At 62.5% G+C, this 26,009-nt stretch carries 27 protein-coding genes and 1 pseudogene; 10 read left to right on the top strand and 18 right to left on the bottom strand.

Annotated features, from left to right (window positions below):
* Window positions 1-956: guanine deaminase (gene guaD, locus AAC126_RS15030; RefSeq protein ID WP_339854695.1), on the bottom strand; the 956-nt coding region annotated here is incomplete at its 3' end.
* The gene (locus AAC126_RS15025; RefSeq protein ID WP_339854693.1) at window positions 956-2,203 is read right to left on the bottom strand and encodes a urate hydroxylase PuuD; all 1,248 of its coding nucleotides are present in this window, start codon (window positions 2,201-2,203) and stop codon (window positions 956-958) included. The genes guaD and AAC126_RS15025, both read right to left, overlap by 1 nt.
* 110 nt (window positions 2,204-2,313) lie before the next feature.
* Here AAC126_RS15025 and AAC126_RS15020 point away from each other — a divergent pair, with 110 nt between their 5' ends.
* Window positions 2,314-3,249 (top strand): LysR family transcriptional regulator, encoded by a 936-nt coding sequence (locus tag AAC126_RS15020; protein WP_339854691.1) that lies wholly within the window; start codon window positions 2,314-2,316, stop codon window positions 3,247-3,249.
* 17 nt (window positions 3,250-3,266) lie between these two features.
* On the opposite strand, the gene AAC126_RS15015 is transcribed toward AAC126_RS15020, so the two are convergent.
* Together AAC126_RS15015 and AAC126_RS15010 are read right to left on the bottom strand one after the other, a co-directional pair.
* The gene (locus AAC126_RS15015) at window positions 3,267-3,548 is read right to left on the bottom strand and encodes a helix-turn-helix transcriptional regulator (RefSeq protein WP_339854689.1); all 282 of its coding nucleotides are present in this window, start codon (window positions 3,546-3,548) and stop codon (window positions 3,267-3,269) included.
* Window positions 3,548-3,871, bottom strand: a complete 324-nt coding sequence (locus tag AAC126_RS15010; protein ID WP_339854688.1) for a type II toxin-antitoxin system RelE/ParE family toxin — start codon at window positions 3,869-3,871, stop codon at window positions 3,548-3,550. Before AAC126_RS15010 ends, AAC126_RS15015 begins: the two co-directional genes overlap by 1 nt.
* A 184-nt stretch (window positions 3,872-4,055) precedes the next feature.
* Here AAC126_RS15010 and AAC126_RS15005 point away from each other — a divergent pair, with 184 nt between their 5' ends.
* Entirely contained in the window at window positions 4,056-4,523 is a 468-nt protein-coding gene (locus AAC126_RS15005; protein ID WP_339854686.1) for a GNAT family N-acetyltransferase, read from the top strand.
* A gap of 9 nt (window positions 4,524-4,532) precedes the next feature.
* Here AAC126_RS15005 and AAC126_RS15000 read toward each other — a convergent pair whose 3' ends face one another.
* From AAC126_RS15000 to uraH, 7 genes are read right to left on the bottom strand one after another with little or no spacing between them, the layout of a single operon-like run.
* Window positions 4,533-5,456 carry an ABC transporter permease gene (locus AAC126_RS15000; protein ID WP_339854684.1) on the bottom strand — a complete coding sequence of 308 codons (924 nt, stop codon included), beginning with the start codon at window positions 5,454-5,456 and terminating at the stop codon, window positions 4,533-4,535.
* Complete coding sequence (locus AAC126_RS14995; protein WP_339854682.1) at window positions 5,453-6,529, bottom strand: ABC transporter permease; 1,077 nt, start codon at window positions 6,527-6,529, stop codon at window positions 5,453-5,455. The genes AAC126_RS15000 and AAC126_RS14995 overlap by 4 nt, the downstream gene beginning before the upstream one ends.
* Window positions 6,519-8,078 (bottom strand): ABC transporter ATP-binding protein, encoded by a 1,560-nt coding sequence (locus AAC126_RS14990; protein ID WP_339854680.1) that lies wholly within the window; start codon window positions 8,076-8,078, stop codon window positions 6,519-6,521. Before AAC126_RS14990 ends, AAC126_RS14995 begins: the two co-directional genes overlap by 11 nt.
* Window positions 8,075-8,920 carry a xanthine dehydrogenase accessory protein XdhC gene (gene xdhC, locus AAC126_RS14985; RefSeq protein WP_339854679.1) on the bottom strand — a complete coding sequence of 282 codons (846 nt, stop codon included), beginning with the start codon at window positions 8,918-8,920 and terminating at the stop codon, window positions 8,075-8,077. Before xdhC ends, AAC126_RS14990 begins: the two co-directional genes overlap by 4 nt.
* Window positions 8,917-11,262 (bottom strand): xanthine dehydrogenase molybdopterin binding subunit, encoded by a 2,346-nt coding sequence (gene xdhB / locus AAC126_RS14980; RefSeq protein ID WP_339854677.1) that lies wholly within the window; start codon window positions 11,260-11,262, stop codon window positions 8,917-8,919. Before xdhB ends, xdhC begins: the two co-directional genes overlap by 4 nt.
* Window positions 11,262-12,710 (bottom strand): xanthine dehydrogenase small subunit, encoded by a 1,449-nt coding sequence (gene xdhA, locus AAC126_RS14975; protein ID WP_339854699.1) that lies wholly within the window; start codon window positions 12,708-12,710, stop codon window positions 11,262-11,264. Before xdhA ends, xdhB begins: the two co-directional genes overlap by 1 nt.
* A gap of 9 nt (window positions 12,711-12,719) precedes the next feature.
* Window positions 12,720-13,079 (bottom strand): hydroxyisourate hydrolase, encoded by a 360-nt coding sequence (gene uraH / locus AAC126_RS14970; RefSeq protein ID WP_339854675.1) that lies wholly within the window; start codon window positions 13,077-13,079, stop codon window positions 12,720-12,722.
* A gap of 194 nt (window positions 13,080-13,273) precedes the next feature.
* Here uraH and puuE point away from each other — a divergent pair.
* From puuE to AAC126_RS14950, 4 genes and pseudogenes are all read left to right on the top strand, one after another.
* A pseudogene (gene puuE / locus AAC126_RS14965) lies at window positions 13,274-14,164 on the top strand (allantoinase PuuE); the annotation flags it as partial.
* 36 nt (window positions 14,165-14,200) lie between these two features.
* Window positions 14,201-14,689, top strand: a complete 489-nt coding sequence (gene uraD, locus AAC126_RS14960) for a 2-oxo-4-hydroxy-4-carboxy-5-ureidoimidazoline decarboxylase (RefSeq protein ID WP_339854697.1) — start codon at window positions 14,201-14,203, stop codon at window positions 14,687-14,689.
* On the top strand, window positions 14,686-15,543 hold the full coding sequence (locus AAC126_RS14955; protein WP_339854673.1) for a bifunctional allantoicase/(S)-ureidoglycine aminohydrolase: 858 nt from the start codon (window positions 14,686-14,688) through the stop codon (window positions 15,541-15,543). The genes uraD and AAC126_RS14955 overlap by 4 nt, the downstream gene beginning before the upstream one ends.
* Complete coding sequence (locus tag AAC126_RS14950) at window positions 15,540-16,031, top strand: ureidoglycolate lyase (protein WP_339854671.1); 492 nt, start codon at window positions 15,540-15,542, stop codon at window positions 16,029-16,031. Before AAC126_RS14955 ends, AAC126_RS14950 begins: the two co-directional genes overlap by 4 nt.
* Before the next feature lie 106 nt (window positions 16,032-16,137).
* Here the strand turns inward: AAC126_RS14950 and AAC126_RS14945 are convergent, their stop codons facing one another.
* Window positions 16,138-16,680, bottom strand: a complete 543-nt coding sequence (locus AAC126_RS14945; protein WP_339854669.1) for a helix-turn-helix transcriptional regulator — start codon at window positions 16,678-16,680, stop codon at window positions 16,138-16,140.
* Between the two features lie 464 nt (window positions 16,681-17,144).
* On the opposite strand from AAC126_RS14945, the gene AAC126_RS14940 reads away from it, so the two are divergent.
* From AAC126_RS14940 to AAC126_RS14925, 4 genes are all read left to right on the top strand, one after another.
* Window positions 17,145-18,266: an FAD-dependent monooxygenase gene (locus AAC126_RS14940; protein WP_339854667.1), complete on the top strand. Its 1,122-nt coding sequence runs from the start codon at window positions 17,145-17,147 to the stop codon at window positions 18,264-18,266.
* A 47-nt stretch (window positions 18,267-18,313) separates the two neighbouring features.
* Window positions 18,314-18,922, top strand: a complete 609-nt coding sequence (locus AAC126_RS14935) for a hypothetical protein (protein ID WP_339854664.1) — start codon at window positions 18,314-18,316, stop codon at window positions 18,920-18,922.
* Between the two features lie 412 nt (window positions 18,923-19,334).
* Complete coding sequence (locus AAC126_RS14930) at window positions 19,335-20,144, top strand: creatininase family protein (protein WP_339854661.1); 810 nt, start codon at window positions 19,335-19,337, stop codon at window positions 20,142-20,144.
* On the top strand, window positions 20,137-20,889 hold the full coding sequence (locus AAC126_RS14925) for a RibD family protein (protein WP_339854658.1): 753 nt from the start codon (window positions 20,137-20,139) through the stop codon (window positions 20,887-20,889). The genes AAC126_RS14930 and AAC126_RS14925 overlap by 8 nt, the downstream gene beginning before the upstream one ends.
* Here AAC126_RS14925 and AAC126_RS14920 read toward each other — a convergent pair.
* The 6 genes from AAC126_RS14920 to AAC126_RS14895 form a co-directional block, all read right to left on the bottom strand.
* Complete coding sequence (locus AAC126_RS14920) at window positions 20,882-21,691, bottom strand: class I SAM-dependent methyltransferase (RefSeq protein WP_339854656.1); 810 nt, start codon at window positions 21,689-21,691, stop codon at window positions 20,882-20,884. The genes AAC126_RS14925 and AAC126_RS14920 overlap by 8 nt on opposite strands.
* On the bottom strand, window positions 21,688-22,767 hold the full coding sequence (locus tag AAC126_RS14915; protein WP_339854654.1) for a glycosyltransferase family 4 protein: 1,080 nt from the start codon (window positions 22,765-22,767) through the stop codon (window positions 21,688-21,690). Before AAC126_RS14915 ends, AAC126_RS14920 begins: the two co-directional genes overlap by 4 nt.
* Window positions 22,764-23,162 (bottom strand): 6-carboxytetrahydropterin synthase, encoded by a 399-nt coding sequence (locus AAC126_RS14910; RefSeq protein WP_339854651.1) that lies wholly within the window; start codon window positions 23,160-23,162, stop codon window positions 22,764-22,766. The genes AAC126_RS14915 and AAC126_RS14910 overlap by 4 nt, the downstream gene beginning before the upstream one ends.
* Window positions 23,163-23,175: 13 nt before the next feature.
* A complete protein-coding gene (locus AAC126_RS14905) occupies window positions 23,176-24,159 on the bottom strand; it encodes a zinc-binding alcohol dehydrogenase (RefSeq protein WP_339854647.1) in 984 nt (327 codons plus the stop codon).
* A 248-nt stretch (window positions 24,160-24,407) separates the two neighbouring features.
* Window positions 24,408-25,349, bottom strand: a complete 942-nt coding sequence (locus AAC126_RS14900) for an NAD(P)-dependent oxidoreductase (RefSeq protein ID WP_339854646.1) — start codon at window positions 25,347-25,349, stop codon at window positions 24,408-24,410.
* A gap of 178 nt (window positions 25,350-25,527) precedes the next feature.
* On the bottom strand, window positions 25,528-26,009 hold a 482-nt coding region (locus AAC126_RS14895; RefSeq protein WP_339854643.1), incomplete at its 5' end, for a redoxin domain-containing protein.

Here is a 26,009-nt window from a genome sequence, read left to right as displayed (position 1 = left end):
ACATCCGTGGCGATGGCCCGCCGCACACCCGCTTCCTTCAGCCCCGCCTCGTCATAGAGACCGCTGCCCAGGAACAGGTTGGAGGTCGGGCAATAGACGGCGACCGAGCCGGTCTCCGCCATCCGGTCCCGCTCCCGGTGTGTCAGGTGAATGGAATGCCCGAACAGGCTGCGCTCGCCGAGCAAGCCGTACTTCTCATAAACATCGAAATAATCCCGCGCCTGCGGATAAAGCTCCCTGGTCAGTTCGATCTCGGCCTTGTTCTCCGAGAGATGGGTCTGCAGGTAGCAATCGGGATTCTCGCGGACCAGCGCCTCTGCCATCTCCATCTGTTCCGGCGTGGAGGTGATGGCGAAGCGCGGCGTGATCGCGTAGTGCGCCCGGCCCTTGCCGTGCCATTTCCCGATCAGCGCCGTGGTATCGTCGTAAGAGGATTGCGGTGTGTCACAAAGAGCCTCCGGCGCGTGCCGGTCCATCATCACCTTGCCGGCGATTATCGCCATGTTGCGCTCTTCCGCCGCTGCGAAGAACGCCTCAGCCGATTGAGGATGCACGGTGCAATAAACGGCAGCCGTGGTCGTGCCATGCGCCGTCAACGTGTCGAGAAAATGCCCCGCGATGCGGCGGCAATGCTCCGGATCGGAGAATTTGGTCTCCTCCGGAAAGGTGTATTTCTCCAGCCAGTCGAGCAGCTTGGCGCCCCAGGAGGCAATGACCTGCATCTGCGGGTAATGCGTATGCGCATCGATGAAGCCGGGCACAATCAGATGCGGGCGATGATCGACGATCTCCGCCCCGTCTGTTTCCAGCGTCGAGAAATCCGTACATTCGGCGATCCTGCCGTCCCGGATCCGAATACCGCCATCCTCGATATAGCGGAACGAAGCTGTGTCATCGTAGCCGGCCGGCTCGTCCCGGAAGCTGAGAACCCGGCCTCTCAGGATGAGATCGGGCATCACTGCACCACCGGGCTGTCACCCTCAAACCAACGCACGATCTGCGCCCTCTCGGCCGGCTCCATATAGGAGACATTGGCGGGCGGCATGGCGTGACTGCGGCCCGCCTGCAGATAGATCTCCCGGGCATGGGCTGCAATCTGCGCCTCGGTTTCCAGCAGCACGCCTTTCGGCGCCACGGCGATGCCATCCCAGGCAGGCTCGCTCGCATGACACATGGAGCAACGGCCGAGCACGGCCTCATAAACCGCTTCGAAATGCGGCGAGGCGGCAAGCCGGGTTGCCTCCGGCGTCATCACTTCGGCGGCCTCTTCCTCCGTCTGCCTCGGCCCGGCGGTCGAGAGCAGGACAATGGCGAGGAACAGGGCTACCGTCACCGCCCATGTCCACCAGGGTTGCCCCTTGCGGGAATGCATCGAGTTGAAGAAATGCCGGATGGTGACGCCCATCAGGAACACCAGGCTGGCGATCACCCAGTTATATTCCGTCGCGAAGGCGAGCGGATAATGGTTCGACAGCATCAGAAACAGGACCGGAAGCGTCAGGTAGTTGTTATGGGTCGAGCGCAGCTTGGCGATGGCACCGTATTTCGCATCCGGCACCCGGCCCGCCTTCAGATCAGCGACAACGATCTTCTGGTTCGGGATGATCACCATGAAAACATTGGCGGACATGATGGTCGCCGTGATCGCCCCCAGATGCAGGAAAGCAGCGCGTCCGGTGAAGATCTGCGTGAATCCCCAGGCCAGCGCCACCAGCGCGCAATAGAGCAGCACCATCAGCAGCGTCGGGTTCTTCGCCAGCGGTGAGCGGCAAGCGAAGGTGTAGACCGTCCAGCCCAATGCCAGCGAGGCGACGGAGGCCGCGATCGCCATCCAGGGCTCCGCGTCCCAGACGGCGGGATCGATCAGGAACAGCCCCGCCCCGCCGTAATAGACGATGCACATCAGTGCGAAACCGGACACCCAGGTCCAGTAGCTCTCCCACTTGAACCAGGTCAGATGCTCCGGCAGGGCCGCAGGGGCCACCAGATATTTCTGGATATGATAGAAGCCGCCGCCATGCACCTGCCATTCCTCGCCATGGGCGCCTTCCGGCAGACCAGCCGCCTTGCGCAGCCCGAGGTCGAGGGCGATGAAATAGAAAGATGAGCCGATCCAGGCGATGGCGGTGATGACATGCAGCCAGCGCGCCGCGAAAGCCAGCCAGTCCCAGATAATCGCCGAATTCGGCAGCTGCTCAAGCATTGACACCCCCATCAGATCGGCACGCCATCACTCTGGCAAATCCGCCGCCCTTTCAAAACCTCTATATCTCCTGTTTACTTTATACGTTTTATTGAAAATCAGAGGCACCCATGCCCTATCTGGACAGTATCCGGGTCTTCGTTCGCACCGTCGAGCTCGGCAGCATTACAGCGGGCGGGCGGGATCTTCGGCTGACCCCAGCGGTTGCCAGCAATCGTATACGAGATCTTGAAAACCGGCTCGGAATCCGGCTGTTCAACCGGACCACCCGGAAGATCGCGCCGACCGAGGCCGGGCGACTCTATTACGATCATGCCAAGGAAATCATCGAGGCGCTGGACCGGGCGGAAGCGGCTGTGGCGAACTATTCCCAGCATCCGCGCGGCGCGATCAAAGTGCTCTCGCCCCTTGGCCTTGCCCGACGCGTGGTGGCCCCGCTGGTGCCGGAATTCAACGACCTCTATCCTGATCTCGCCATCCAGCTCCGTCTGTCGGACCGCAAGGTGGACATCTTCGACGAGCGGGTCGATGTCGCCATCGTGCTCGGCACGCCGGAGGATTCCAGCCTGAAGGCGCGCAAGATCATGGACTGCCCGCGCGTGCTCTGCGCCGCGCCTGTCTATCTCGACCATTTCGGTACACCGCAAAGGCCGGAAGAGCTGACCGAACAGAACCACCGCTGCCTGCTGCTGCGCTTCCCCGGCACACAGGAATATTTCTGGACGCTGGAAACCGAAAATGGCCCGACCCGCTTCAACGTCCGCGGCCCCTACGATGCGGATGAAGGAGACGTTTTGACCGAATGGGCACTGGCCGGGCGCGGCATCGTCAACAAGCCCTGGTTCGAGGTCGCAAGTCATATCCAGAGCGGCGCTCTGGTGCCGATCCTGACGGAAACCCCGCCGCCGCCTTCGTCCCTCGCCTGCCTCTACCCCCACCGCCGCCTGCTCGACCCGAAGATCAGGCTCTTCGTCGATTTCATGACGAAGAAATGCAAGGCCCGGGTGGAGGGGATGATGAGAGGGCTGCCCCGATCCCCGGTCTGACCTGTCCGGACAAAGCTCTAGTTTCCCGCAGGAACCAGAGCGATCTGGCGTCCTGTCGCCCTTGCATAGCGGGCCACCATTTCGAAGCTGGGCAAGCGGCCGCCATTTTCCATCCGGGCAATCACGGACTGTTGCGTTCCCATGCGCTCGGCCAGGCTCGCCTGGGTGAGACCGGCAGCTTTTCGCGCCGAAATCAACTGCCGGACCATCTCGTAAACCGGACCGAGGCGATCATACTCCGCTCTGAGCTCCGGATTGGCAGCCAACTGTTTATCACGCAGTTCCAGGGCGGATTTCATCAGTCCAGCTCCTTCGCTCGTTTCTCTGCCAGCACCAAAGCCGCCGCCGGTGTTTTTTGGCTCTTCTTGACGAATGCATGCAAGATGACGACGCGGCGCCCGGAAGCGGTCACGTAAAGCGTCCTGCCGATACCATCACGCCCGTCCAACCGCAGCTCCCAGAGTTTTCCGCGCAAATGCCTGGATCTTTTGCGCCCGATATTTTCCAACCCCACCGCATGGATGAGTTCTACAAGGCGGTAGAAGTCAGCCTGAATGTCATTGGGCAACGCGGCAATTTCAGCTTCAACCAAATCATTGAGGATCACCACCGACCAACTCATGAGCCTCGCTCCATAAATATATCCAAACGGTTATATTTATCAATACAAATAACTTTCCTGCTTCCCGTTTATGAAAGGTGGAGGCTGGTTTTTCTGGGGAATGGTTCTTGCGTGTGCTCATGTCTTGGCCGTTAGCTTAAGCGATCCTGTCCGCAATCATCTCACCGAACAAAAGGCCCGGCCAATGCCCGCAACCCCAATTTCCATCCGCCCCCTGCATCACGACGATTACGCGGTTTGGCAAGATCTATGGGCGCAATACAATGCCTTCTACGGACGTGAAGGTGACACAGCCCTCAACGATGAGATTGTCGCCACCACCTGGAAGCGCCTGATGTCCGATGAGGAACCGGTGTACGGATTGGTCGCCGATCTCGATGGCACGCTGGTGGGGCTGACCCATTTCATCTTCCACCGGAACCTGATCCGGATCGCGGATACCTGCTATATGCAGGATCTGTTCACGGCGGAAGCCGCGCGCGGCCATGGCGTTGGGCGAAAGCTCATCGACGGTGTCGCCGATGCCTGCCGGGCACGCGGTATTGGCGATATCTACTGGCACACGCAGGCAAGCAACAAAACGGCGCGAGGCCTTTACGACCGCCTCGCACGGAACACCGATTTCCTGGTGTACCGGACCGACGTGGCGTGAGCTGGCCGTCTAGGTCGACGGCTTGAACGGCTTCCCCAGACAGGCTGGCGCCTGTGCGCCGACGGATTTGCGCAGGGAGATCAGCGCCAGCACGACGATGGTCGCGAGGTACGGCATGGCGGCCAGGAATTCCGGCGGAATATATTCGAAACCTGCCGCCTTGGCATGCAGCTCCAGCGTCATCACCACACCGAAGAGATAGGCGCCAGCCAAAAGACGCATAGGACGCCAGGCGGCGAAGACCACCAGCGCCAATGCGATCCAGCCGCGTCCGGCCGTCAGCCGCTCCGCCCACATCGGAGTCAGGAACAGCGAGTAATAACAGCCGCCGATCCCCGCCATGGCCCCGCCGAAAGCAACGGCCATATAGCGCACGCCGATCACCGAATAGCCGATGGAATGGGCGGAGGCATCGTTCTCGCCAACCGCCCGCAGGATCAGCCCGGCTCGTGTCCGGCGCAGGAACCAAGCGACAACGAGGGTCATGGCGAAGGAAAAATAGACCACCGGATCGTAGCCGAACAGAACACGCAGATGTTCATGCTCGGCAAGCGCGGCGGGGAAAACCGGGCCGAGCATTGTCACCGTCTGGCCAACGAACCCGGCACCGATCAGCGAGGACAAACCAACACCGAAGATCGTCAGCGCGAGGCCGGTCGCGACCTGGTTGGCGGCCAACGTCAAGGTCAGAAAGCCGAAGATCATCGACGCCGCCGCCCCCGCCAACCCTGCCGACACAATGCCGAGAAAGGTGGCGCCGGTCATGGTGGTGACGGCGAAACCGGTGACGGCGCCGACCAGCATCATGCCCTCGACGCCGAGATTGAGCACGCCCGCCTTCTCCACCACCAGCTCGCCGAGACCGGCAAGCAGGATTGGTGTTGCCGCACCAACGACCGTGACGAGGATCGATATCAGAATGGCTTCGTTCATGCCGCGTCCCCGCTCCGCAGACCGCTGAAGCGGATGCGGTAGTTCACCAGAATGTCGGTCGCCAGCAGGAAGAACAGCATCATCGCCTGAAACAGACCGCTAGCCGCGTTCGGCAGACCGATGGAGGATTGCGCGATCTCGCCGCCCACATAGGAAATGGCGAGGATGATCGCCGCCAGCATGATGCCGACCGGATGCAGCCGGCCGAGAAAGGCGACGATGATCGCAGTGAAGCCGTACCCGGTCGGGAATTGCGGCACCATCTGCCCGTAAGGCCCCGCCGCTTCCAGAATGCCCGCGAACCCGGCGAGCCCCCCGGCCGTCAGCAGAGACGTCCAGATCGTCCGGGTTCGGTTGAAACCGCCATACCGGGCCGCGTTCGGCGCCGCGCCAACCACCCTGATCTCGAACCCGAACACAGTCCTGGACAGAATGAACCAGGCCAGCAGCGCGACAATGAAAGCGATCGGCACGCCGTAATGCACGAAACTATTGCCGATCTCCGGCAGCATCTGGCTGTCGGTGAACATCCGGCTCTGCGGGAAGTTGAAGCCTTCCGGGTCCTTCCAGGGACCGCGCATCAGGTAGTAGAGCAACTGGATCGAGACATAGGTCAGCATCAGGCTGGTCAGGATCTCGTTCACGTTCAGCTTTGTCTTGAGAAATGCCGGGATGGCCGCATAAAGCATGCCGCCCGCCACACCCGCGAGGCACATCAGCGGCAGAATCCACCAGCCTTCCATCTGCCAGGTGGCCAGCGCCACGCCGGTCCCGGCCAGCCCGCCGATGACATACTGCCCCTCCGCCCCGATATTCCAGACATTGGCCCGGAAGCCGACGGAAAGCCCGATGGCGATCAGGATCAGCGGCGCCGCCTTGATGCCCAGATCCTGCCATTTGTTCGGGTCGAGCGCCGGTACAAAGAAGATGTTCCAGACAGCCCCCGGCCCGTCATAGCCGAGCAGCGAGAAGATCGTGGCCCCGACAACCATGGTCAGCAGCACCGAGAAGACCGGTGTGAGATAGAGCATGGCGCGGCTTGGCTGTTTCCGTTTGACCAGCTCAAGCCGCATGGGAGGCTCCCGTATAATCCGCTGTTGCTTCCGGGTCGCCATGCACCCCGCCCATCAGGAGGCCAATCTCCTCGATCGAGGCCTCACCGACCGCGAGCGTGCGCGAGAGCCGCCCCTCGTTCATCACCGCCATTGTGTCGGAGATCGCCATCAGCTCATCCAGATCCTGGCTTATGACGACGATGGCCGATCCGCGTGCAGCCAGATCGACGAGTTCCTGGTGGATCGCCGCCGCCGCGCCCGCATCCACGCCCCATGTCGGCTGCGAGACCACCAGCACGTCCGGTGCCTGCATGATCTCCCGCCCCATGATGAATTTCTGCAGATTGCCGCCCGAAAGAGAACTTGCTGCTGCCTTCGCACCGGTTGTCCGGACGGCAAAACCGTCGATCACCTGGTTCGTATAGCTCTCGGCCACGCCTGTATCGATGACGCCCATGCGCACCATGTTCTTGCGGGTCCGGGCCGTCAGGATTGCGTTGTCGGCGAGCGAAAAGACGGGCACGGCGCCATGGCCGTTGCGCTCTTCCGGCACGGCGCAGAGCCCGAACCGGCGGCGTTTCTCCGCATCGAATGTTCCGACGCCATTGCCGTCGATACTGATCGCATCGGCGCTTTCCACCGGCCGCTCGCCGCTCAGCGCCAGCATTAATTCGTTCTGTCCGTTCCCGGCAACACCGGCGACACCGAAGATCTCGCCAGCCCGGACGGAGAAAGTGATGTCTTTCAGCGAGGTGCCGAACGCATCGTCCGCCTCCAGGGACAGACCGCCGACGACGAACCTCTCGGCGCCGAAGCTCCGGTCCGCCGCCTTTTCGATTTCCTTGAGCGAGCCGCCGATCATCATCTCCGCCATGCTGCGGGAGGATTCGTCGCGTGGATCGCATTCCGCCACGACCTTGCCGCCGCGCAGGATGGTCGCCGAATGGCAAAGCTCCACGATCTCGTGCAGCTTGTGGCTGATATAGAGGATGGAGCAGCCCCGCGCGGCCAGCGCCCGCAGCGTGTCGAACAATTGAGCGACTTCCTGCGGTGTCAGCACCGAGGTCGGCTCGTCCATGATCAGCAGCCGGGGCTCCAGCAGCAGCGCGCGGACAATTTCGATCCGCTGACGCTCGCCGACGCTGAGCGTGGCGACGGTGCGGTGTGGGTCGAGCGCGAGATGATAGGTTTCCAGCACTTCGCGAATACGGGCTTCGAGATCGGCATAGGAGATCGCTTCGTCCAGACCGAGGGCGATGTTTTCCAGAACGGTCATCGGCTCGAACAACGAAAAATGCTGAAAAACCATGCCAACGCCCATGGCCCGGGCGGCTTTCGGGCTGGCGACATGGACCGGCTCACCGTCGAATCGGATCTCGCCGGCATCGGGTTGCATGATGCCGTAGATCATCTTCACCAGCGTCGACTTGCCCGCGCCATTCTCCCCGAGCAGCGCGTGAATTTCCCCCGGCGCCACGGAAAAGCTGACATCGTCATTGGCAAGCACGCCCGGAAAGGCCTTGGTGATGCCTTTCAGATCCAGACGGCTCGTCGTCCCGTCACTCATGCAAGTCCCCCGCTCCCCTGCAGTTCCAGTTGAGGGTCAACCGGACCGGCTACCGCCGTCAATCGTGCGATCACCTCAGCGGTAACGAAGGCGGCGATCACTTCCGGCCGCTTGTCTCCGCTTCCCTGTGCGCCGATCGGACAGATCAGCGGCTCCGTCCGTCCCACCGGCGCGTTGCTTTTGCGGCACCAGCGCTCGAACGAGGCTCGCTTTGTAGCCGATCCGATCATTCCGACATAGGCCGCATCGCCGCGCATCAGGGCCTCCGCCGTAATGATGAAATCCAGCGCGTGATCGTGGGTCAGCACGATGAAGGCGCTGCCCGCAGGTGCCGCCCGCACTTCGGCTTCCGGCAACGGCGTCAGACACTGGCGGACGGGAGCCCGACACAATGCCAGCTCCTCCTCCCGCTCATCCACCAGCGTGATCTGCACCGGCAGCAGGCTGAAACTGTCTGCCAGTGCCCGTCCGACATGACCGGCGCCGAAGATATAGACCGACGGTAGCGTGCCGCGCTCTGCCGCATGACGCGCCTCTTCCGCCCCAAGGGCTGCAGCATCCAGAAAATCCATGGCGATGGCGACATAGCCGCCGCAGCACTGGCCGATCTCCGGGCCAAGCGGGACTTCAAGCCGCCGCTCGAATGACCCTGCCTCCAGCATGTCCCGCGCCGCTTCGATGGCGATGAATTCGAGCCGCCCGCCGCCGATGCTGCCCTCAATCCGTTCGGCGGAGACATACATCACCGTGCCTTCCGCGCGCGGAGCGGAGCCCCTGACCGTGACCAGCTCCAGCCGGATGGCCGCCGGAGTGCTCGTGAAGAAAGAAATCGGCGTATTCATGCCCCGGCTCCTTCGCCTGCACGCAGCCGCTCAACCGCCATCAACACCCGCTCCGGTGTCGCCGGCGTGTCGAGGCGCGGGCATTCCCGGTAATCGGCAACGCTCGCCACCGCCATGGAGATCGCCTCCAGCACGGAGATGCCGAGCATCAGTGGCGGCTCTCCCACCGCCTTGGAGCGGCGGATAGTACGTTCCTTGTTCTCCGACCATTCGGCCAGCGCGACATTGAAAATCCGTGGCCGGTCGGAGGCGAGCGGGATCTTGTAGGTCGAAGGCGCGTGCGTACGCAGCCTCCCCTTGTCGTCCCACCAAAGCTCTTCCGTGGTCAGCCAGCCGACGCCCTGCACGAAACCGCCCTCAACCTGCCCCTTGTCGATGGCCGGATTCAGGGATTTTCCGACATCATGCAGGATATCTGTGCGCTCGACCCGGTATTCGCCGGTCAGCGTGTCGATGGAAACCTCGGAGACCGCCGCGCCATAGGCGAAGTAATAGAACGGCCGGCCCTTGCCCGCCTCACGGTCCCAGTGGATATCGGGGGTCTTGTAGAACCCGGCAGCGGAGAGGTGCACCCGCGCCATATAGGCCTCGGCGATCAGTGCATCGAACGGAACCGTCTCCCCCCCGACGCGCACGCCGCCTGCCTCGAACCGCACCTCTTCCGCTGGAACCGACCATTTCTCCGAAGCGAAATCGACCAGCCGCTGCTTGATCTGCTCCGCCGCGCTCTGGGCTGCCATCCCGTTCAGATCGGAGCCGGAAGAGGCGGCCGTTGCGGAGGTGTTCGGCACTTTCTCCGTTGAGGTCGCGCTGACCCGGATGCGGCCAAGATCCACCTGAAAGCAGTCAGCGACAATCTGCGCGACCTTGGTGAATAGCCCCTGCCCCATCTCCGTGCCGCCATGGTTCAGATGGATGGAACCATCCTTGTAGACATGCAGCAGGGCGCCTGCCTGATTGAACCAGGTCGCCGTGAAGGAGATGCCGAACTTCACCGGCGTCAGCGAGATGCCCTTGCGGATCACCCCACCCTGCCGGTTGAAGTCGAGGATGGCCTCGCGCCGCGCCTGATAATCCGAGCTCTCTTCCAGCTCGCTCACCAGCCGGTCGAGGATCGAGTCCGTCACCGTCTGGTGATAGGGCGTCACATCCCGCCCGGGCGGACCGTAGAAATTCGCCTTTCGGATTTCCAGCGGGTCCTTGCCGAGCGCGTAGGCGATTTCCTCGACAATCCGCTCCGCCCCGAGCACGCCCTGCGGCCCGCCAAAACCGCGAAAGGCCGTGTTGGAAACCGTGTTGGTCCTGAGAGGTAGGGATTTCAGCCGGACATGCGGGAAGTAATAGGCGTTATCCGCATGGAACAACGCCCGGTCGGTCACCGGGCCGGAGAGATCTGCCGAAAAACCACAGCGCGCGGCATATGTCCCCTCGACGGCGAGAATGCGGCCTTCGTCATCGAAGCCGACATCATAGGCAACCTTGAAATCGTGCCGCTTGCCGGTGGCGATCATGTCGTCATCCCGATCCGGGCGGAGTTTGACGGGACGATTCAGACGCTTGGCCGCTAAAGCAGCAACGGCAGCGAACAGCGCCGGTTGGGATTCCTTACCTCCGAAGCCGCCACCCATCCGCCGGACCTGCACTGAGATCGCATTCGCGGCCACACCAAGCACCTGCGAGACGAGAGTCTGCGCTTCGCTCGGATGCTGGGTCGAGGAATGGATGGTAACGATTTCATCCTCGCCCGGGATGGCGAAAGCGATATGGCCTTCCAGATAGAAGTGATCCTGGCCGCCGATTTCCATATTGCCGGTAATCCGGTTTGGTGCCTCAGCCAGCGCCTTGTCGACGGAACCGCGCTCCAGCCTCAGAGGCTTGGTAACGAGATCGCTTCCCGCCGCAATGGCCGCGTCGATATCGATGGCGGCATCAAGCGGGCGATACTCGATCCGGGCCAGCGCCGCCGCGCGGCGGGCCTGCTCCCGGCTCTCCGCGATCACGGCGAAGACCGGCTGCCCCCAGAACATCACATTGTCCTCGGCAAAGACAGGATCGTCATGGGCATGAACCGGGCTGACATCGTTCACCGCCGGGATATCCGCCGCTGTCAGCACGTCCACAACACCCGGTGCCGCCCGCACGGCTGAGAGGTCGATGGACGCGATTTCCGCATGGGCCACCTCGGAAAGACCGAGATAGGCATGCAGGGTGCCGACCGGCTCCGCCATGTCGTCGATATAGTCAGCTGCACCGGTGACATGTTTATGGGCGGAGTCGTGCCGCTCGGCGCTATGGACACCGCCCCGCACCGTAATCGCCCCACGCTGCCGGTCGCCGTCCATCAGGCGCTCAGCCGGACCGGCGCGGTGCCGGTCGTCTCAAGATAAAACCGCAGCAGAAGATTCGCCGCGACCCGGCTGCGGTACTCGGCGGAAGCACGCCAGTCGGACAGCGGCGTGAAATCGTCGCTCAAAGCCGCCATCGCCGCCCGAACGCTTGCTTCGCTCCAGGGCTGGCCTGTCAGAGCGGCCTCAGCGTTGGCCGCCCGTTTCGGCGTTGCCGCCATGCCGCCGAAGGCCAATCGGGCACTCGACACCCTCCCGTCGTGCACAGCGACGGAAAAGGCGGCACAAACAGCCGAAATATCCTCGTCCCGGCGTTTGGAAATCTTGTAGGCGGCATGCAATGTTCCGGCGGCAGGCAGCGGAATATGCACCGCCTCGACAAACTCGTCCGGCGCCCGGTCCTGCTTGCCATAGTCGATGAAGAAATCTTCCAGCGGAATGCGCCGGCTGCCCTCTATCCGCCGCAGTGTCAGCTCCGCCCCGAGCGCAATCAGCGCAGGCGGCGTATCGCCGATGGGGGAGCCGTTGGCGATATTGCCGCCGATTGTGCCCATGTTGCGCACCTGCCAGCCGCCAATCCGGTTCCAGAATTCAGACAGATGTGGGAAATGTTTCGCGATAACAGACGCCGCGTCGGAATAGCTGACACCGGCGCCCAGCGTCACTGCACCCTCTTCCACCGAGATCCGCTTCAGTTCTTCCAGATGGCCGATGAAAATCGCGGGCGAGATATCCCGCATATGTTTGGTGATCCAGAGTCCGACATCGGTGGAGCCGGCAACGATTGTCGCGTGTCTGTACTCATCAAGGATCAGCGCCAGATCTGCGACCGTCGACGGCAGGATCGCGGTGCTGCCATCGCGGGACACCATGACCCGCGCACCGTCATTCATCGTCCCCAACCGATTGAGCACTTGCGCCCGCTCCGCCATGAGGGGGTCCCCATCCGGCGCGATATTACCCGCAGCGAGTGCCGCGCGGATGATCGGCTCATAGCCTGTGCAACGGCAGAGATTTCCCTGCAGTGCCGTTTCCACCGCCTCCGTGGATGTACAGCCATGCTCCATCCAGAGAGCGTAGAGCGACATCACGACGCCCGGCGTGCAAAAGCCGCACTGGCTGCCATGATGATCGACCATGGCCTGCTGCACCGGATGAAGCGCGCCTTCCGCGCCGCGCAGATATTCCACTGTCACCACATGACAGAGATCGACGGACGCGAGTAACCGGATGCAGGCATTGACGGTCTCGTAGCGGATCGTGCCACCGGCGAGCCTGCCAACCAGTACCGTGCAGGCTCCGCAATCGCCTTCGGCACAGCCTTCCTTGGTGCCGCGCAGGCGCTGGTCGAGGCGCAAATGGTCCAGCAGAGTGTCACCGGCCCCGACCGACCCAAGACGTATCTCGCGATCGTTCAACAGAAACCGGATTTCACCCCGCGCCATGGTCACCGGTCAGCTCCCCCTGTAGGTCGCATAGCCGTAGGGGGAGAGCAGCAGCGGCACATGGAAATGCTGGTCCACATCGGCGATACCGAAGCGCAGCGGAATGGTGTCGAGGAACAGGATGCCGTCGCCGACATGGCCCGCCGCTTTCAGATAATCCCCGGCATGGAACAGCAGCTCGTAGGTGCCAGGCGTGAAACTTTCGCCATCGGCCATAGGCCCATCCGTGCGTCCATCGAGATTGGTGACCGCGTTGGAGATGAGCTGCGGAGTGCTATCGATCAGTCTAAAAAGCTCGATCTTGAGCCCCGCCGCCGGTCTTCCGGCCGCCTGATCCAGCACATGAGTCGTCAATCGTCCTGACGCCATAGCAAGTCTGCCCCTGTTTTCCCGGGTTGTTCCCGGTTGCAGTCTTTGCAAGACCGCGTTCTTTGACTGAATTAGATTGTCTAGGAATTGTATATGAAAGGGGCCTTGTCATAAGACTCTTTCAAAATTTTGTTGAATGTCCGCCGCGCGGTTCTCTGGAACGATGACGCCCGCAGGCATGAAGAGGATGAAATATGGGGACCTATCCGCGCGACCTGGAAGGCTACGGCCAGACCGTTCCGAATGCCGATTGGCCGGGCGGTGCGAAGGTCGCGGTGCAGTTCGTCCTGAATTACGAGGAAGGTGGCGAGAACAACCTGCTGCACGGGGACGAAGCCTCTGAAGCCTTCCTGTCGGAGATCGTCGGCGCCGCCGCCTGGCCGGGCCAGCGGCACTGGAACATGGAATCGATCTATGAATATGGCGCCCGGGCCGGTTTCTGGCGCCTGCACCGGCTGTTCACCGAGGCGGGCATCCCGATCACCGTGTACGGCGTTGCCACGGCACTGGCGCGTAGCCCGTCGCAGGTGAAGGCCATGCAGGAGGCCAACTGGGAAATTGCCTCGCACGGGCTGAAATGGATCGAGCACAAGGACATGAGCGAGGCGGAGGAGCTGGCCCAGATCGTGGAAGCGATCCGCCTGCACGCCGAAGTCACCGGAGAGGCGCCGCGCGGCTGGTATACCGGCCGCTGCTCGATGAACACGGTCGGTCTCGTCGCTGCGCGCGGTGACTTCGACTATATCTCCGACAGCTATGCCGATGACCTGCCCTACTGGATGGAAGCAGGCGAGCGCGACCAGCTGATCATCCCCTACACGCTCGACGCCAACGACATGCGCTTCGCCACGCCACAGGGCTTCAATACGGGTGAGCAGTTCTTTCAATATCTGAAAGACAGCTTCGACGGTCTTTACGCGGAAGGCGCCGCAGGGCGCCCGGCCATGATGTCCGTTGGCCTGCATTGCCGCCTTACCGGACGGCCGGGACGTGCGGCCGGATTGAAGCGGTTCATCGAGTATGCACAGTCCCATAGCGATGTCTGGTTCGCCCGCCGGATCGAGATTGCGGAGCACTGGAAAGCCAACTTCCCGCACACACGTCGGGAGCGGCCCGGCGCCATGTCCCGGGAGCGGTTCGTGGAATGCTTCGGCGGTATCTTCGAGAACTCACCCTGGATCGCCGAGCAGGCCTTCGACCTTGAACGCGGCCCGGCGCACGACACGGCGACCGGTCTGCACAGCGCCCTTACCCGGATTTTCCGCTCGGCCAGTGAGGCGGAGCGGCTCGAAGTGCTGAACGCGCATCCGGATCTCGCGGGCAAACTGGCGCAGGCCAAGCGCCTGACCGAAAACTCGACCGCAGAGCAGGCCAGCGCCGGCCTCGATGCCTTGACCGACGCCGAGCGCGCCAGTTTCGAGGATCTGAACGCGCAGTATGTGGCGAAGCACGGCTTCCCCTTCATCATCGCCGTCCGCGATCATGACAAGGCAGGCATCCTTGCCGCCTTCCAGCGCCGCATCGGCAATGACCGGGAGGCGGAAATGGCTGAGGCCTGCCGTCAGGTCGAACGCATCACCGAGTTGAGATTGAAGGATCTGCTGCCATGAGCACCGGAAACAAGAACGGCGGGTCCTACTTCGCCATTGAGGGCGGCCTGCCGGGCCAGCGCGAGTTGATGACCGGCCGGGCGGTCTTCACCGATGCCTATGCGGTGATCCCGAAAGGCGTGATGACCGATATCGTCGCCAGCCTGTTTCCCTTCTGGGAGAAATCGCGCGGCTGGATCATCGCCCGGCCGCTTTCCGGCTTCAGCGAGACCTTCTCGCACTATGTGATGGAAGTCGCTCCCGGCGGCGGCTCGGACAAGCCGGAGCCGGAAGCGGGTGCCGAAGGCGCGCTGTTCGTTGTCTCCGGCTCTGTCACCGTTACCGTCGGTGGGGCAGAGCATGTGCTTGAGACGGGAAGTTTCGGCTTCCTGCCGCCCTCCTCCGGCTGGACCCTGCGGAACAATGGCAGCGAGACGGCGAAGTTTCACTGGATCCGCAAGATGTACGAGGCTGTCGAAGGGATCGACACGCCCGAACCTCTGTTCGCGAATGATCGAGACATTACCCCCAACGCCATGCCGGACACGGAAGGCCGCTGGGCGACGAGCCGGTTCGTCGATCCGGAAGACCTGCGGCACGACATGCATATCACCGTCGTCACTTTCCAGCCGGGCGGCACCATTCCGTTCGAGGAAACCCACGTCATGGAGCACGGCCTCTACGTGCTGCAGGGCAAGGGTGTCTACAAACTGAACCAGGACTGGGTTGAGGTCGAGGCGGGCGATTATATGTGGCTTCGCGCTTTCTGCCCGCAGGCCTGCTACGCCGCCGGGCCGGAGCCCTTCCGCTACCTGCTCTACAAGGACATGCACCGGCATCCGAAACTGACCGGCGTCGGCGGATTCGGGCGATGAGACGGACGATCAGGGCGGAGCCGCTGACGGCGGAAGGTTTCGCACCTTTCGGTGATGTGCTGGAAGCGACGGGTACACCTGACTTCATGATCAATGCCGGGCTCTGCGGCCGTCATCACGATCTCGCCCGCCCGGAGACGGATACTGACGGCACCCTCAGTCTCAGTGTCGGACGCAGCGAGGCCATCACCCTGCCGCTCTCCCTCGGCATGATGGAGCGGCATCCCCATGGCAGTCAGGCTTTCGTGCCGATGGCGGGAACACAGTTCCTGGTTATCGTCGCGGGGGATGAGGATGGCACACCCGGCACACCGCGCGCGTTCCTGACGAACGGTAGTCAGGGTATCCAGTACAGGATGAATTGCTGGCATGGCGTTCTGGCGCCATTGGCAGGCCCCGCAGATTTCCTGATCGTGGACCGGGTTGGTCCCGGTGACAATCTGGAAGAGCATCATCTGGCCGAACCCTACACAATCGTGACGGATTGAGCCGGCAAACGGATACATCCCCCCCGGAAACAAAAATTGCCGCCGAGGCGGCAATTTATTCAGAATGTCTGTTATTCAAAATGCCGGTCCGGCCTGAAGCCAGAGGTCAGCTCCGGTCGTTATCCTGGCCCGGATCAGCCAGTTCCGACATTGTCCGCACCAGATCGACGATGCGGGTCCGGGCATGTTCCGGCAGATCGCACCAGAGCCGGACAAGCTCACTGGCCTGACGGCGTGCCAGCGGCGAGTCAATCTCGACATCATGGGTGCTGACCATTGGCGGCGCCATACCTTCGCCACCCAGCAGGCGCGCCGGAGACTGGGCAATCGTCTGCTCGTCCATCTCGTCGAAGAAGAAAGAAACCGGCGTATTCAGGACCGAGGCCACGTCGAACAGGCGCGATGCACTGATCCGGTTATCGCCGCGCTCATATTTCATATATTGCTGGGAGGTGACGCCGATCTTCTGCGCGACAATGCGCTGGGTCATCCCCATTTCCTTCCGGCGGCGGCGCAGACGGGCACCGACAAACACATCGACCGGATTGTTCGAGGTAGATGACTTGCCCCGATCCGCGACATCCTTATCCGTCGCCAACGTTGAGTCCTCAGACAGATCGTCAACCAGACGATTAGCCGCGTTCTTCATATCCTCACCCCCATGCCGTTTAGACGTCCCTGAATCAAAAGTCTGTATAGCTATAGCGACTATGCGGATCGGGGATGGCCCCTCTCAAGCTGAATCGCAGCGTCTAAAAGCGTTCTGCTGCGCCCGATCAGGCGCCGCCATTATGCGCATTGCCTTGCCGAAGCTTAGCGACACTGCCTTTATTGATTTGGGCAATTGGCGTTCAGATGCATAACCATACAATATTGCGCCGAAACATTCAATTTTTACGTGGTCGTCATAGGTGAATTTTTATTAATATGCGCTATATTGTATTTTGCCGCCAAGCGGCTCTCAGAGCTGGTTTCTGAGCTTCACACAGATAAAATACGACATAAAAAACCACCGCCTACATCAACCATTGCGGGTCCACATAAGCCGCACGGTGAAAACTTGCAGATTACCAACGCCCGGCCGACACTGAAGAGCGCCATTAAGGAACCGTCATGCTCGTCGATATCGCCGTCATAGGAAATGGTCCGACCGCCCGTCTCGCCGCCCACGCATTCTGCGCTTGCGGGGAGAGTGTGGTGATGATCGGACCCGATGCCAACCGGTCCGCCGACCCGCGCACCACGGCCCTGATGCCATCGAGCGTTGAATCACTGGATGCCCTCGGCATCGATGTCCGCACGAGGGCAACCCCGCTTCTGGATCTTCGGATTGAGACAACCGGTCCGTTCGGGATTGTCTCGGAACTGTTCACGGCGGAAGATGCCGGTGAGGATTTTCTGGCCCAGAACCTGTTCATCCGGGATCTGATGGATGTCATGCCCGATGTCCCGCAGCACAAAGCCACGGTCACCGGCGTTCTGCCCTCGGCGGACAGCGTCCGGATCGCAACGGATGACGGCAAGACGATAGAAGCCCGTCTGGTTATTGCCGCCGACGGCTTGCAATCCCTGGCCCGGGAAGCAGCCGGTATCAGAATGCGCAAGAAACCGCTCGGCCGGAGCGCACTGTGCGTGCCGGTCCGGCTTGAGCACCCGCACGAACGGCTCTGTATCGAACGGTATGACGATACCGGCACGCTGACCCTGATCCCCGTCGCGGAGCATGACGCCTCCCTGATCACCATTGCTTCCCCGGATGAGATCGCCGCCCTCTCCGCGCATCCGGACGAAACCATCGAACGCAAGCTGACACGCCGACAGGACACTTTCGGGCATATCGCCTTCACCGGTCCGAAAGCCGTCTTCCCGCTGGCACTCGGCTTCACGCCGCAACCCGCGCGGGACCGGATCGTGGTCATCGGCGAGAGCGCGCATATCGCGCCCCCCATCGCCGCCCAGGGCTGGAACATGTCCGTGCGGGACATCATGACCTTGCGATCGCTGCTGACAGAGGCCGCCACCAAAGGCGAGGATATCGGCAGCCAGCAGGTGCTCGGCGCCTATGCCCCCCGCCGTCAGCCCGACGTCGCCGGGCGGCTGTCCGCCATAGGCGCCCTTGCCGGCGTCGCCACCCGCCCGTCCGGGCCGCAGAAACTGATCCGCCAGGCGGGGCTTGCCGCGATAGGCCGGTTCAGCGGATTGAAACGCGGCCTGATGCGCGCCGGCCTCAGATAAGAATGCGAACGGCTCCCGCCGCTATACTGATACTGATCTATCTGCTGATGGCATCGACGGGCCCTGCCGTCGCCACAACGCAGCAGGACACACTCCCGCCGCCACCATTCTCACATCTTGAATTCGGCATGAGTGTGCGCGCGGCCTCAAATGCCCTGCCACAGGCAAAGCGCCTGACACCCGGTATCAATTTCGGCCATCTGAAAGCGCTGCTGGTCATTCCTGAAATGAAAGCGTTTGGATCCGGCTTCCGCGTCTATCTGCAATTCGATCCTGCGGATACGCTGCGGCAGATCCTGCTTGAACGGCGGCACGCGGCGGCAACAAGAAGAAGCGCCGGAAATATCCAGCAACACCTGACCGATGATCTGGGAGAGCCTGACGAGAGCTGTCTGCCGCCCGTGGCCACACCAGCGGCGGCCCGGGTCACCTGGCGGAAGAAAAACTGGTCACTGCATCTGATCGGCTTCGACGATCTCGGCCTCGGCATCCGGACGCAAGATGCCGACCGGGACGACCCGCTGGAGATAAAGCCTCTCGGTCGCAGCCGTGCCGAACGGTTGCGCAGCCGGCAGCAAAGCAGCCTGCCGCGCCGGATCCTTATCCGGATCCATGACGCGGATGACCAGACGCTAGAGCCGCCAGCCTGCGGCTAACGCCCAGACTGCGACGACGCCAGGGAATCCCGGAGAATGACAGTGCGCTGCCGGACTTCGAGTCCGTCAGCGGCGCCGCACGCCGAGATATGCTCCCGCAAGGAAAGGTGAGCTTAACATTGTTCCAACGCCTGCCGTGCCAAGACATGCCAATAACAACGCCATGAATCAAACATTCATCCACGGACATAAACAATATAACTGATAATTATTTATAATTTACTACCGTTGCTCAATAAAAACGCACGATCATGAGATTTAATTTGAAAGTTTTGCTTTAAAAATATGACTATTCAGCGTCATATTTATGACAGTCATTTCATCACATCGCCGTGCATCGACTTGACAGTCTTGATGCCGGCAGTATGTCTTCGACCGAGCACAGCAGCAAAAGCAGAGGAAATTCAAAAGGATGCCAATCAGGACGTGGGGTCATCTGACCACAGTTGATGTCGCAGCGCTCGATCCGGCGCGCGCCATTGCGGTGCTTCCCGTTGGTGCCATCGAGCAGCACGGCCCGCACCTGCCGCTGGCGACCGACATCCTGATCAGCGAAGGCATTCTCGCGGCCGCGGCCGAACGGGTCGCGCCGGATATCGACCTGATCCGGCTCCCCTCCCAGTCCGTTGGCCTCAGCCCCGAGCATATGAATTTCGCCGGCACGCTCTCCCATGAAGCCGAAACCCTGCTCGCTTCCTGGACCGAGATCGGCCTGTCCATCGCTGCGGCCGGGCTGCGCAAAATGATCATCCTGAACAGCCATGGCGGCCAACCCCAGATCGTCGATCTGGCGGTACAGCGGCTGCGCAGCGAGGCAGGCATGCTGGCCGTGCGGGCGAACAGCTTCCGCTTCGACCTGCCGCCGAACCTGGTTGCCGAGGACGAACGGTCCTTCGGCCTGCATGGCGGCCAGATCGAAACCGCCCTGATGCTGACGCTTCACCCGGATCTGGTACGCCGGGACAAGATCGCGAACTTTCCGAACAAGGCGGCAGACCGTGCGCACACGGCAAAGCGCCTGGGGCTTTCCGGGGCCGGGGGCTATGCCTGGAATGCGGAGGATCTGAACCCGGAAGGGGCGACCGGCAATGCAAGTCTGGCGACGGCGGAACAGGGTACAACCCTGCTCACCGCCTACGCAGCCCAGTTTGCGGAGCTGATCTCCGATGTTGCCGACTGGCCGGTCAAAGACGGCAAAATAGTCGGGCACGGCCATGACTGATGAATGGCCCGATATTCTGGCCGCACTCGGGAAAGACTGCGGGAAAGGGATAACCTCGTCCCGGGACACAGCCGGCATCCCCTGGCAGCTCTACCGCGATCTTGTCCGGGATTGTGTGGAACGGCCGATCGTTATCGCCCAGATCGGGCAAAGTCTTGATGGACGGATCGCCACAGCCAGCGGTCATTCCCACTACATCAACGGTCCAGAAAGCCTCGACCATCTGCACCGGCTCCGGGCCATCGCCGATGCCGTGATTGTTGGCGCCAACACGGCTGTGCTGGACAATCCCCGTCTGACGACACGGCGCGTCTCCGGGCCGAACCCGGTCCGTGTGGTGATCGATCCGAAAAGGCGTGTCCCGGCAGAGCATGCCCTGCTGGCGGAACCCGACGCCGAAACCCTGCTGGTAACCGGCCGCGATATTTCCGGCCTGCCGCCACACTGTTCCGCCATTGCTCCGGCAGACGATACCGAACAGGTCTCGCCGGACAGGCTTCTGGAACAGCTTCATAGCAGGGGCCTGCGCACCATCCTGATCGAAGGCGGCGGGAATACGATTTCACGCTTCCTGAGCGCCGGGCGGATCGACCGGCTGCATATCGCCGTTGCCCCCATGCTGATCGGCTCCGGCCGCCCGGGCCTTGAGCTGCCGGAGATCGAAACCCTCGCCGACGCACGGCGTTTCGAGGCCGGCACCTACAGGCTGGGGCAGGATATTCTGTTCGATTGCCGACTCAACTGATCCGGGGAACGGCGAAATGATCGCCATGGCCAACGCGGATCGTGGCTTCCGGCGCCGCGTATAAGGCTTCGGCCCAGGCCTCGACATCACCGCTCCGCTCCGGTGCCATCTCGGACGCAGCCTCCACCCAGCCGCCGACAAGCTCGGACGCGCCCGGATCGACCACTCCGACGATCCAGTCGCTCTCCCCGTCCCGCACATCATACGCACGCGCGGCAAGACCGGCGGACAGTGCGCCAGAGGCATCAGGGCCCAGCGCCGGGCCGAACCCCTTGTCCGTCCGTTGATGCCGGTTGACCAGCTCCCTGACGGCCGCCAACGCCTCCTGGTTGGCGGCCGTCTCCATCCGCCCGTCATAGGTCAAAACGGCAAGCAGGGCCGCCCCCTCGCCCTTCAGGGCATCAAGCAGAGTGTCGAGCCAGTCCTGCGAGACCAGATCGAACAGCGCGGAGGCGGTAACGAGATCAGCTCCGGCGATCAATTTTGCCAGATCGGCATGCGCCAGATCCGTCATTTCGCGAACCAGCGTATCTCCCGGCTTCAGACTGGCGGCCCGCTCCGCACGGGTCAGCAATGCCCGATCGTTATCGACCAGCATCCAGTCCACCGGCACCGACAGAAGCGGCGCGAGGTAACGCTGGTTGTTCCCGTTCCCGGCCCCGAGATCGACGATCCGGAGGCGTTTTCCGTTCGATGCGCGTTTGCCGGCCCAGTCGATCAGCGCATCCTGCACGGCCCTGTTCCGGGCCGGGGTATCCCAGGCCGCGCGGGCACTGAGCCAGGCGTCGGAAAATCCGCTCACTGCAGGATCACCCCGTCCACCGCCCTCTGGAATGCCGCCTTGGCCCTGCCCCAGTCGGACAGCGTGCCCGCCGCCGCGACAGAGCGTCCGGCCATCTGCACCCGCTGCTCACTCTTGCCGAGCACATCCCGCAAGGCTTCCGTCAACGCGGACACATCACCGGCGGGCACCAGCCGGGAAGCCTCCCGCACGGCACTCGCAACCGCACCCTCATGGGTCGTCAGAACCGGCAGCCCGGCGGCAACGGCATCGGCAAGGGCCATGCCGAACCCTTCATGATGCGTTGCCGACAAGAACAGCCCGGCCGCGCCATGTATCCGGGCCAATTCTTCATCGGGTACTTCCCCATGCAAGGTTACCCGCCCCGCCAGACCGAGCTCTCCGATCAGGCTGTTCAGTTCAGCCGCATGGGCCGCATCGCGGGCCGCGCCGACAATATCGAGCTTCCAGTCGAGATCGCGGCAATTGGCCAGCGCCCGCACTGCACTGTCATGCCCCTTGCGCCGCGTCAGCGTGCCGACCGAGAGAATGCGCAGCGGCCCCTCCGCCGGACGCCTTTCGACCGACGGCACCCAATCGGCAATACCGGGCTCGACCACATGAACGGTTGAGGGATGCACATCGAAATCAGCCAGCCTCTCCGCCGTGCGGCGGCTGGAGACGACGACCCGCGCGACCTCTTTCAGCATGGCTTTCTCCGCCTGGAAGAAGGCCTCCGTCTCCCGCTCGGAGAGTCCGGTTTCATCCGCCAGCGGATGATGGATCATGGCCACCACGTCGAGCCGGGGCGCATGCTGGGAGACAGCCTGGCCCAGCGCGGTCAGCGCCAGACCGTCGATCACGCAGCGCGCGCGGTCCGGCAATCCGGCCAGCACCGCCGCACCGGCGGCAATGTCGTAGGGCCGGGCCCTCGGGAAATCTCCTTCAATCTCATGCACGCCGCCCAGCCTGCCGGAGGCACGGAGACCGTCGACCATATGCCGGTCATAGATGAACCCGCCCGTCAGGGTATCGAGCGCGCCCGGAACGATGAAATGGACGGGCGGCTCCGAGCCTTTGAATGGATCGGCGCTCACAGCATCCCCTCATAGGAAGCCCAGGCGATGTGGGATTCGTGCAGCGTTACCTTCATGGAAGCGAGTTCCTTCGCCCCTTCTCCAAGCTCTCCGGCCGCAACCGCACCCGCCATCCGGTCGAAGATATGCCGGGCCAGGAATTCGGTTGTCGTGTTCTCTCCGGCGAATTCCGGCAACTCGTCCAGATTGCGGTAGCCGAGCGGCTCCAGCACCGCCTTGAGCCGCTCCGAGGCGGCGCCGATATCGACAACCAGATTGTCAGCATCCAGCTCCGCCCGGCGGAATTCCACGTCGATCACGTATGTCGCGCCGTGCAGCCGCTGGGCCGGGCCGAATGTTTCGGAATTGAAGCTGTGCGCGATCATGACATGGTCGCGGACGGTGAGTGCGTACATTGAAATACTCCGGTCAGTCAGAATAACGGATGCGGTGACAAAGGGTTTCCGGCGCCCCGGCGACAAGCCCGGCCAGAACGTCCGGCAGAGCCTCGAAGGAACTCTCGTCGGTGATGAGAATGTCGAGCGCGGGATCGTCCAGCAGGGTCAGCGCCTCGGCCAGCCGTTCGGCGTGCCGCGCCTGGTCCCGCCGGGATGGCGCCACGGCACCAACCTGGGAGGCCTGGATTGTCAGGCGCTGGGAATGGAAGGCGCCGCCCAATGGCAGGGAAACTTCGCGGTCCCCGAACCAGCTCAGCTCAAGGATGGTCGCCTCGAAGGCCGCGAGATCAAGCGCGGTGCGCAATCCGGCTTCGGTCGCGCTGGCATGAAAGATCAGGCTGAATTTTTCCGGGTGCGCGCCAGCTTCCGCATAATGGAGGCCAAGCTGCCCGGCTACCGTTCTCCGGCTTTCCACCGGATCGAACACCCAGACTTCCGCCCCCCAGAACCGGCGGGCGAGATATCCGGTCAGCAAACCGACCATGCCGCCCCCGACCACGGCGATCTGCCCGGTACGCGCAGCTTCCGCATCCCAGACCGCATTCAGCGCCGTTTCCATATTGGCGGCCAGCACGGCCCGCTCCGGCGTCACGCCTTCCGGCACCGGAATAGCGGCGGCGGCGGGCAGCACGAAACGGGTCTGATGCGGGTAGAGCGCGAAGATCAGGGAGCCAGGCTTCAGCGCGGTGCCTCCGGTCACACGGGCAACAGCGGCATAGCCATATTTCACCGGTCCCGGAAACTGCCCTTCCTGAAACGGACAGGCCATGCGTTCCCATTCGGATTCCGGCACACCGCCCCGGAAAACAAGGCTCTCCGTGCCCTTGCTGACGGCGGAATAGACGGTTTCCGCCAGCACCTCATCCGGCCCCGGCGCGGCAAGCGCCACCGCCCGGATCTCGCCCCGGCCATCGCCGAGCGACCAGAACGCCCGCGCGCCGTCCTTCACTGCCATATCCTGTCCCATCATCTCCGCCTTATTGGAAGACGCACAAACCCCTACAGGGGAGGCCTAATCCCTTGTGCCTCCGCGCGCAGCAAAAACTATCGTGAGCGGAATGTTTCCATGCCCCCGCCCCTCCTCCAGGATCGTCATCCCGGAGGAGGGGCGGGACCTAGAAGATCATAAGGCTGCGCTTGCCTTCCCTGGGTTCCCGCGTGCGCGGGAATGACGAGTTTGGGAAGGGAAGGAGAAAGCCAAGCCTACTCCTCCGAAACTTCAGGCAGACGCGCCTCAACGCCGGTCAGTTTCTCGTACGCCTTGATCACCGCCGTGCAGCTTTCATCCTTGAAGCCCATGATGGAAGCCAGCGCATAGGTCTGGTGCACAGATTCCGCCATGAAGCCCGGCAGGCCGGCCTGCTCCAGCCATTCGGCGTAATAGCGGACATCCTTCTGCGCGTTGGCGAGGGACATCAGCGGTGTGAAGTCGCGCTTCAGAGTGGCTTCACCGTAGAGATCCATCATGCCGGACTTGCCTCCCGCAGCGGAGATGATGCCGATCACCTTGTCCATGTCGAGCCCTTCCCGGGCCGCGAGCGCGAAGCCTTCGCACCAGGAGGCGACATTGGCGAAGGCGATGTAATTGTGGATCAGCTTCAGGCGGATCGCATGGCCTGCCGGGCCGACATGGAAGATGTTCTCGGCATAGGTCTCGAACAGCGGGCGCAACCGTTCCAGCAATGCCTCCGTGCCGCCGAACAGGATATTCACCTCGCCCCGGTCCGCATGCACCGGCGTCCGGGTCATCGGCGCCTCGCAATACTCGATGCCGCACGCGGCGCAGGCCTCACGCATCCTGTCCACATGATCCGGGGAGACCGTGGTGTGATCGAGGAAGACCGCCCCCTTGCGCATATGGGAGAGCAGACCGTCCGGCCCGAGCGCGAGTTTCTGGACCGCCTCAGCCGTGGTGATGCAGATACCAAGAACGTCAACATTAGCCGCCATCGCCGCCAGATCCGGCTCAGCCACCGCCCCCTGCGAGACAGCCAGCGCCACCGCCTCCGGGGCAAGATCGTGAACCGCGACGGAGACACCATGCTTCGCCATGTTCTTCACCACCCCGCGCCCCATGCCGCCGAGGCCGATGAAGCCGACGGAGAAACCCTCTGCCTTCCGGATAGGCTGGTTCATTTGGCTCATAATCCTTCTCCTCGCCTAGACCTATTCGATCGTCATACCGGCGGAGGCCGGTATCCAGAGAACATGCGCCCCGCCTTATGATCCCTTGGCCCCGGCCTTCGCCGGGGTGACGGCACCGTCATCATGCAAAAACAAAAAGGGCCGGATGAACCGGCCCTTTTCCCGAAATGCTCCGTGCTTACGCGCCCGGCTGATCAACCACCCGGAGATAGGGGCGCTGCTCGTCCCAGCCACCCGGGAACAGCTTCTTCGCATCGTCGTTCGACAGAGCCGGGACGATGATGCACTTGTCGCCGCTGGTCCAGTTCACCGGCGTCGCCACCTTGTGCTTGTCGGTAAGCTGCAGGGAATCGACCACGCGCAGGATTTCGTCGAAATTCCGTCCGGTGCTGGCCGGATAGGTCAGGATCAGACGGACTTTCTTGTTGCCGTCGATGACGAAGACCGAGCGCACCGTCAGCGTGTCATTCGCGTTCGGGTGGATCATGTCGTAGAGACCGGCGACCGTCTTGTCGTGATCCGCCACCAGCGGGAAGTTCAGACTGTTGCCCTGGGTCTGCTTGATGTCGTCGGCCCATTTTTCGTGGTCGCCGAGACCGTCGACAGAAAGGCCGAGCACCTTGACGCCGCGCTTGTCGAATTCCGGCTTCAGACCGGCCA

Source organism: uncultured Nisaea sp., from assembly GCF_963974195.1.
In the GTDB taxonomy this organism is placed as follows: Bacteria; Pseudomonadota; Alphaproteobacteria; order Thalassobaculales; family Thalassobaculaceae; genus Nisaea.
The sequence above is the reverse complement of the archived record's forward strand: the minus strand, read 5'-3'. Positions and strand labels throughout refer to the sequence as shown.

Bases quoted from the DNA above. Each gene is read 5' to 3' on its own strand.
- AAC126_RS14995 (WP_339854682.1), bottom strand. From the start codon at position 6,529: ATGCGGCTTGAGCTGGTCAAACGGAAACAGCCAAGCCGCGCCATGCTC.
- AAC126_RS15005 (WP_339854686.1), top strand. From the start codon at position 4,056: ATGCCCGCAACCCCAATTTCCATCCGCCCCCTGCATCACGACGATTAC.
- xdhA (WP_339854699.1), bottom strand. From the start codon at position 12,710: ATGGCGCGGGGTGAAATCCGGTTTCTGTTGAACGATCGCGAGATACGT.
- uraH (WP_339854675.1), bottom strand. From the start codon at position 13,079: ATGGCGTCAGGACGATTGACGACTCATGTGCTGGATCAGGCGGCCGGA.
- AAC126_RS14930 (WP_339854661.1), top strand. From the start codon at position 19,335: ATGCCAATCAGGACGTGGGGTCATCTGACCACAGTTGATGTCGCAGCG.
- uraD (WP_339854697.1), top strand. From the start codon at position 14,201: ATGTCCCGGGAGCGGTTCGTGGAATGCTTCGGCGGTATCTTCGAGAAC.
- AAC126_RS15010 (WP_339854688.1), bottom strand. From the start codon at position 3,871: ATGAGTTGGTCGGTGGTGATCCTCAATGATTTGGTTGAAGCTGAAATT.
- AAC126_RS14940 (WP_339854667.1), top strand. From the start codon at position 17,145: ATGCTCGTCGATATCGCCGTCATAGGAAATGGTCCGACCGCCCGTCTC.
- AAC126_RS14900 (WP_339854646.1), bottom strand. From the start codon at position 25,349: ATGAGCCAAATGAACCAGCCTATCCGGAAGGCAGAGGGTTTCTCCGTC.
- AAC126_RS14955 (WP_339854673.1), top strand. From the start codon at position 14,686: ATGAGCACCGGAAACAAGAACGGCGGGTCCTACTTCGCCATTGAGGGC.
- AAC126_RS14935 (WP_339854664.1), top strand. From the start codon at position 18,314: ATGGCATCGACGGGCCCTGCCGTCGCCACAACGCAGCAGGACACACTC.
- AAC126_RS15025 (WP_339854693.1), bottom strand. From the start codon at position 2,203: ATGCTTGAGCAGCTGCCGAATTCGGCGATTATCTGGGACTGGCTGGCT.
- AAC126_RS14990 (WP_339854680.1), bottom strand. From the start codon at position 8,078: ATGAGTGACGGGACGACGAGCCGTCTGGATCTGAAAGGCATCACCAAG.
- AAC126_RS15015 (WP_339854689.1), bottom strand. From the start codon at position 3,548: ATGAAATCCGCCCTGGAACTGCGTGATAAACAGTTGGCTGCCAATCCG.
- AAC126_RS14925 (WP_339854658.1), top strand. From the start codon at position 20,137: ATGACTGATGAATGGCCCGATATTCTGGCCGCACTCGGGAAAGACTGC.
- xdhB (WP_339854677.1), bottom strand. From the start codon at position 11,262: ATGGACGGCGACCGGCAGCGTGGGGCGATTACGGTGCGGGGCGGTGTC.
- AAC126_RS14945 (WP_339854669.1), bottom strand. From the start codon at position 16,680: ATGAAGAACGCGGCTAATCGTCTGGTTGACGATCTGTCTGAGGACTCA.
- xdhC (WP_339854679.1), bottom strand. From the start codon at position 8,920: ATGAATACGCCGATTTCTTTCTTCACGAGCACTCCGGCGGCCATCCGG.
- AAC126_RS15020 (WP_339854691.1), top strand. From the start codon at position 2,314: ATGCCCTATCTGGACAGTATCCGGGTCTTCGTTCGCACCGTCGAGCTC.
- AAC126_RS14905 (WP_339854647.1), bottom strand. From the start codon at position 24,159: ATGGCAGTGAAGGACGGCGCGCGGGCGTTCTGGTCGCTCGGCGATGGC.
- AAC126_RS14950 (WP_339854671.1), top strand. From the start codon at position 15,540: ATGAGACGGACGATCAGGGCGGAGCCGCTGACGGCGGAAGGTTTCGCA.
- AAC126_RS15000 (WP_339854684.1), bottom strand. From the start codon at position 5,456: ATGAACGAAGCCATTCTGATATCGATCCTCGTCACGGTCGTTGGTGCG.
- AAC126_RS14910 (WP_339854651.1), bottom strand. From the start codon at position 23,162: ATGTACGCACTCACCGTCCGCGACCATGTCATGATCGCGCACAGCTTC.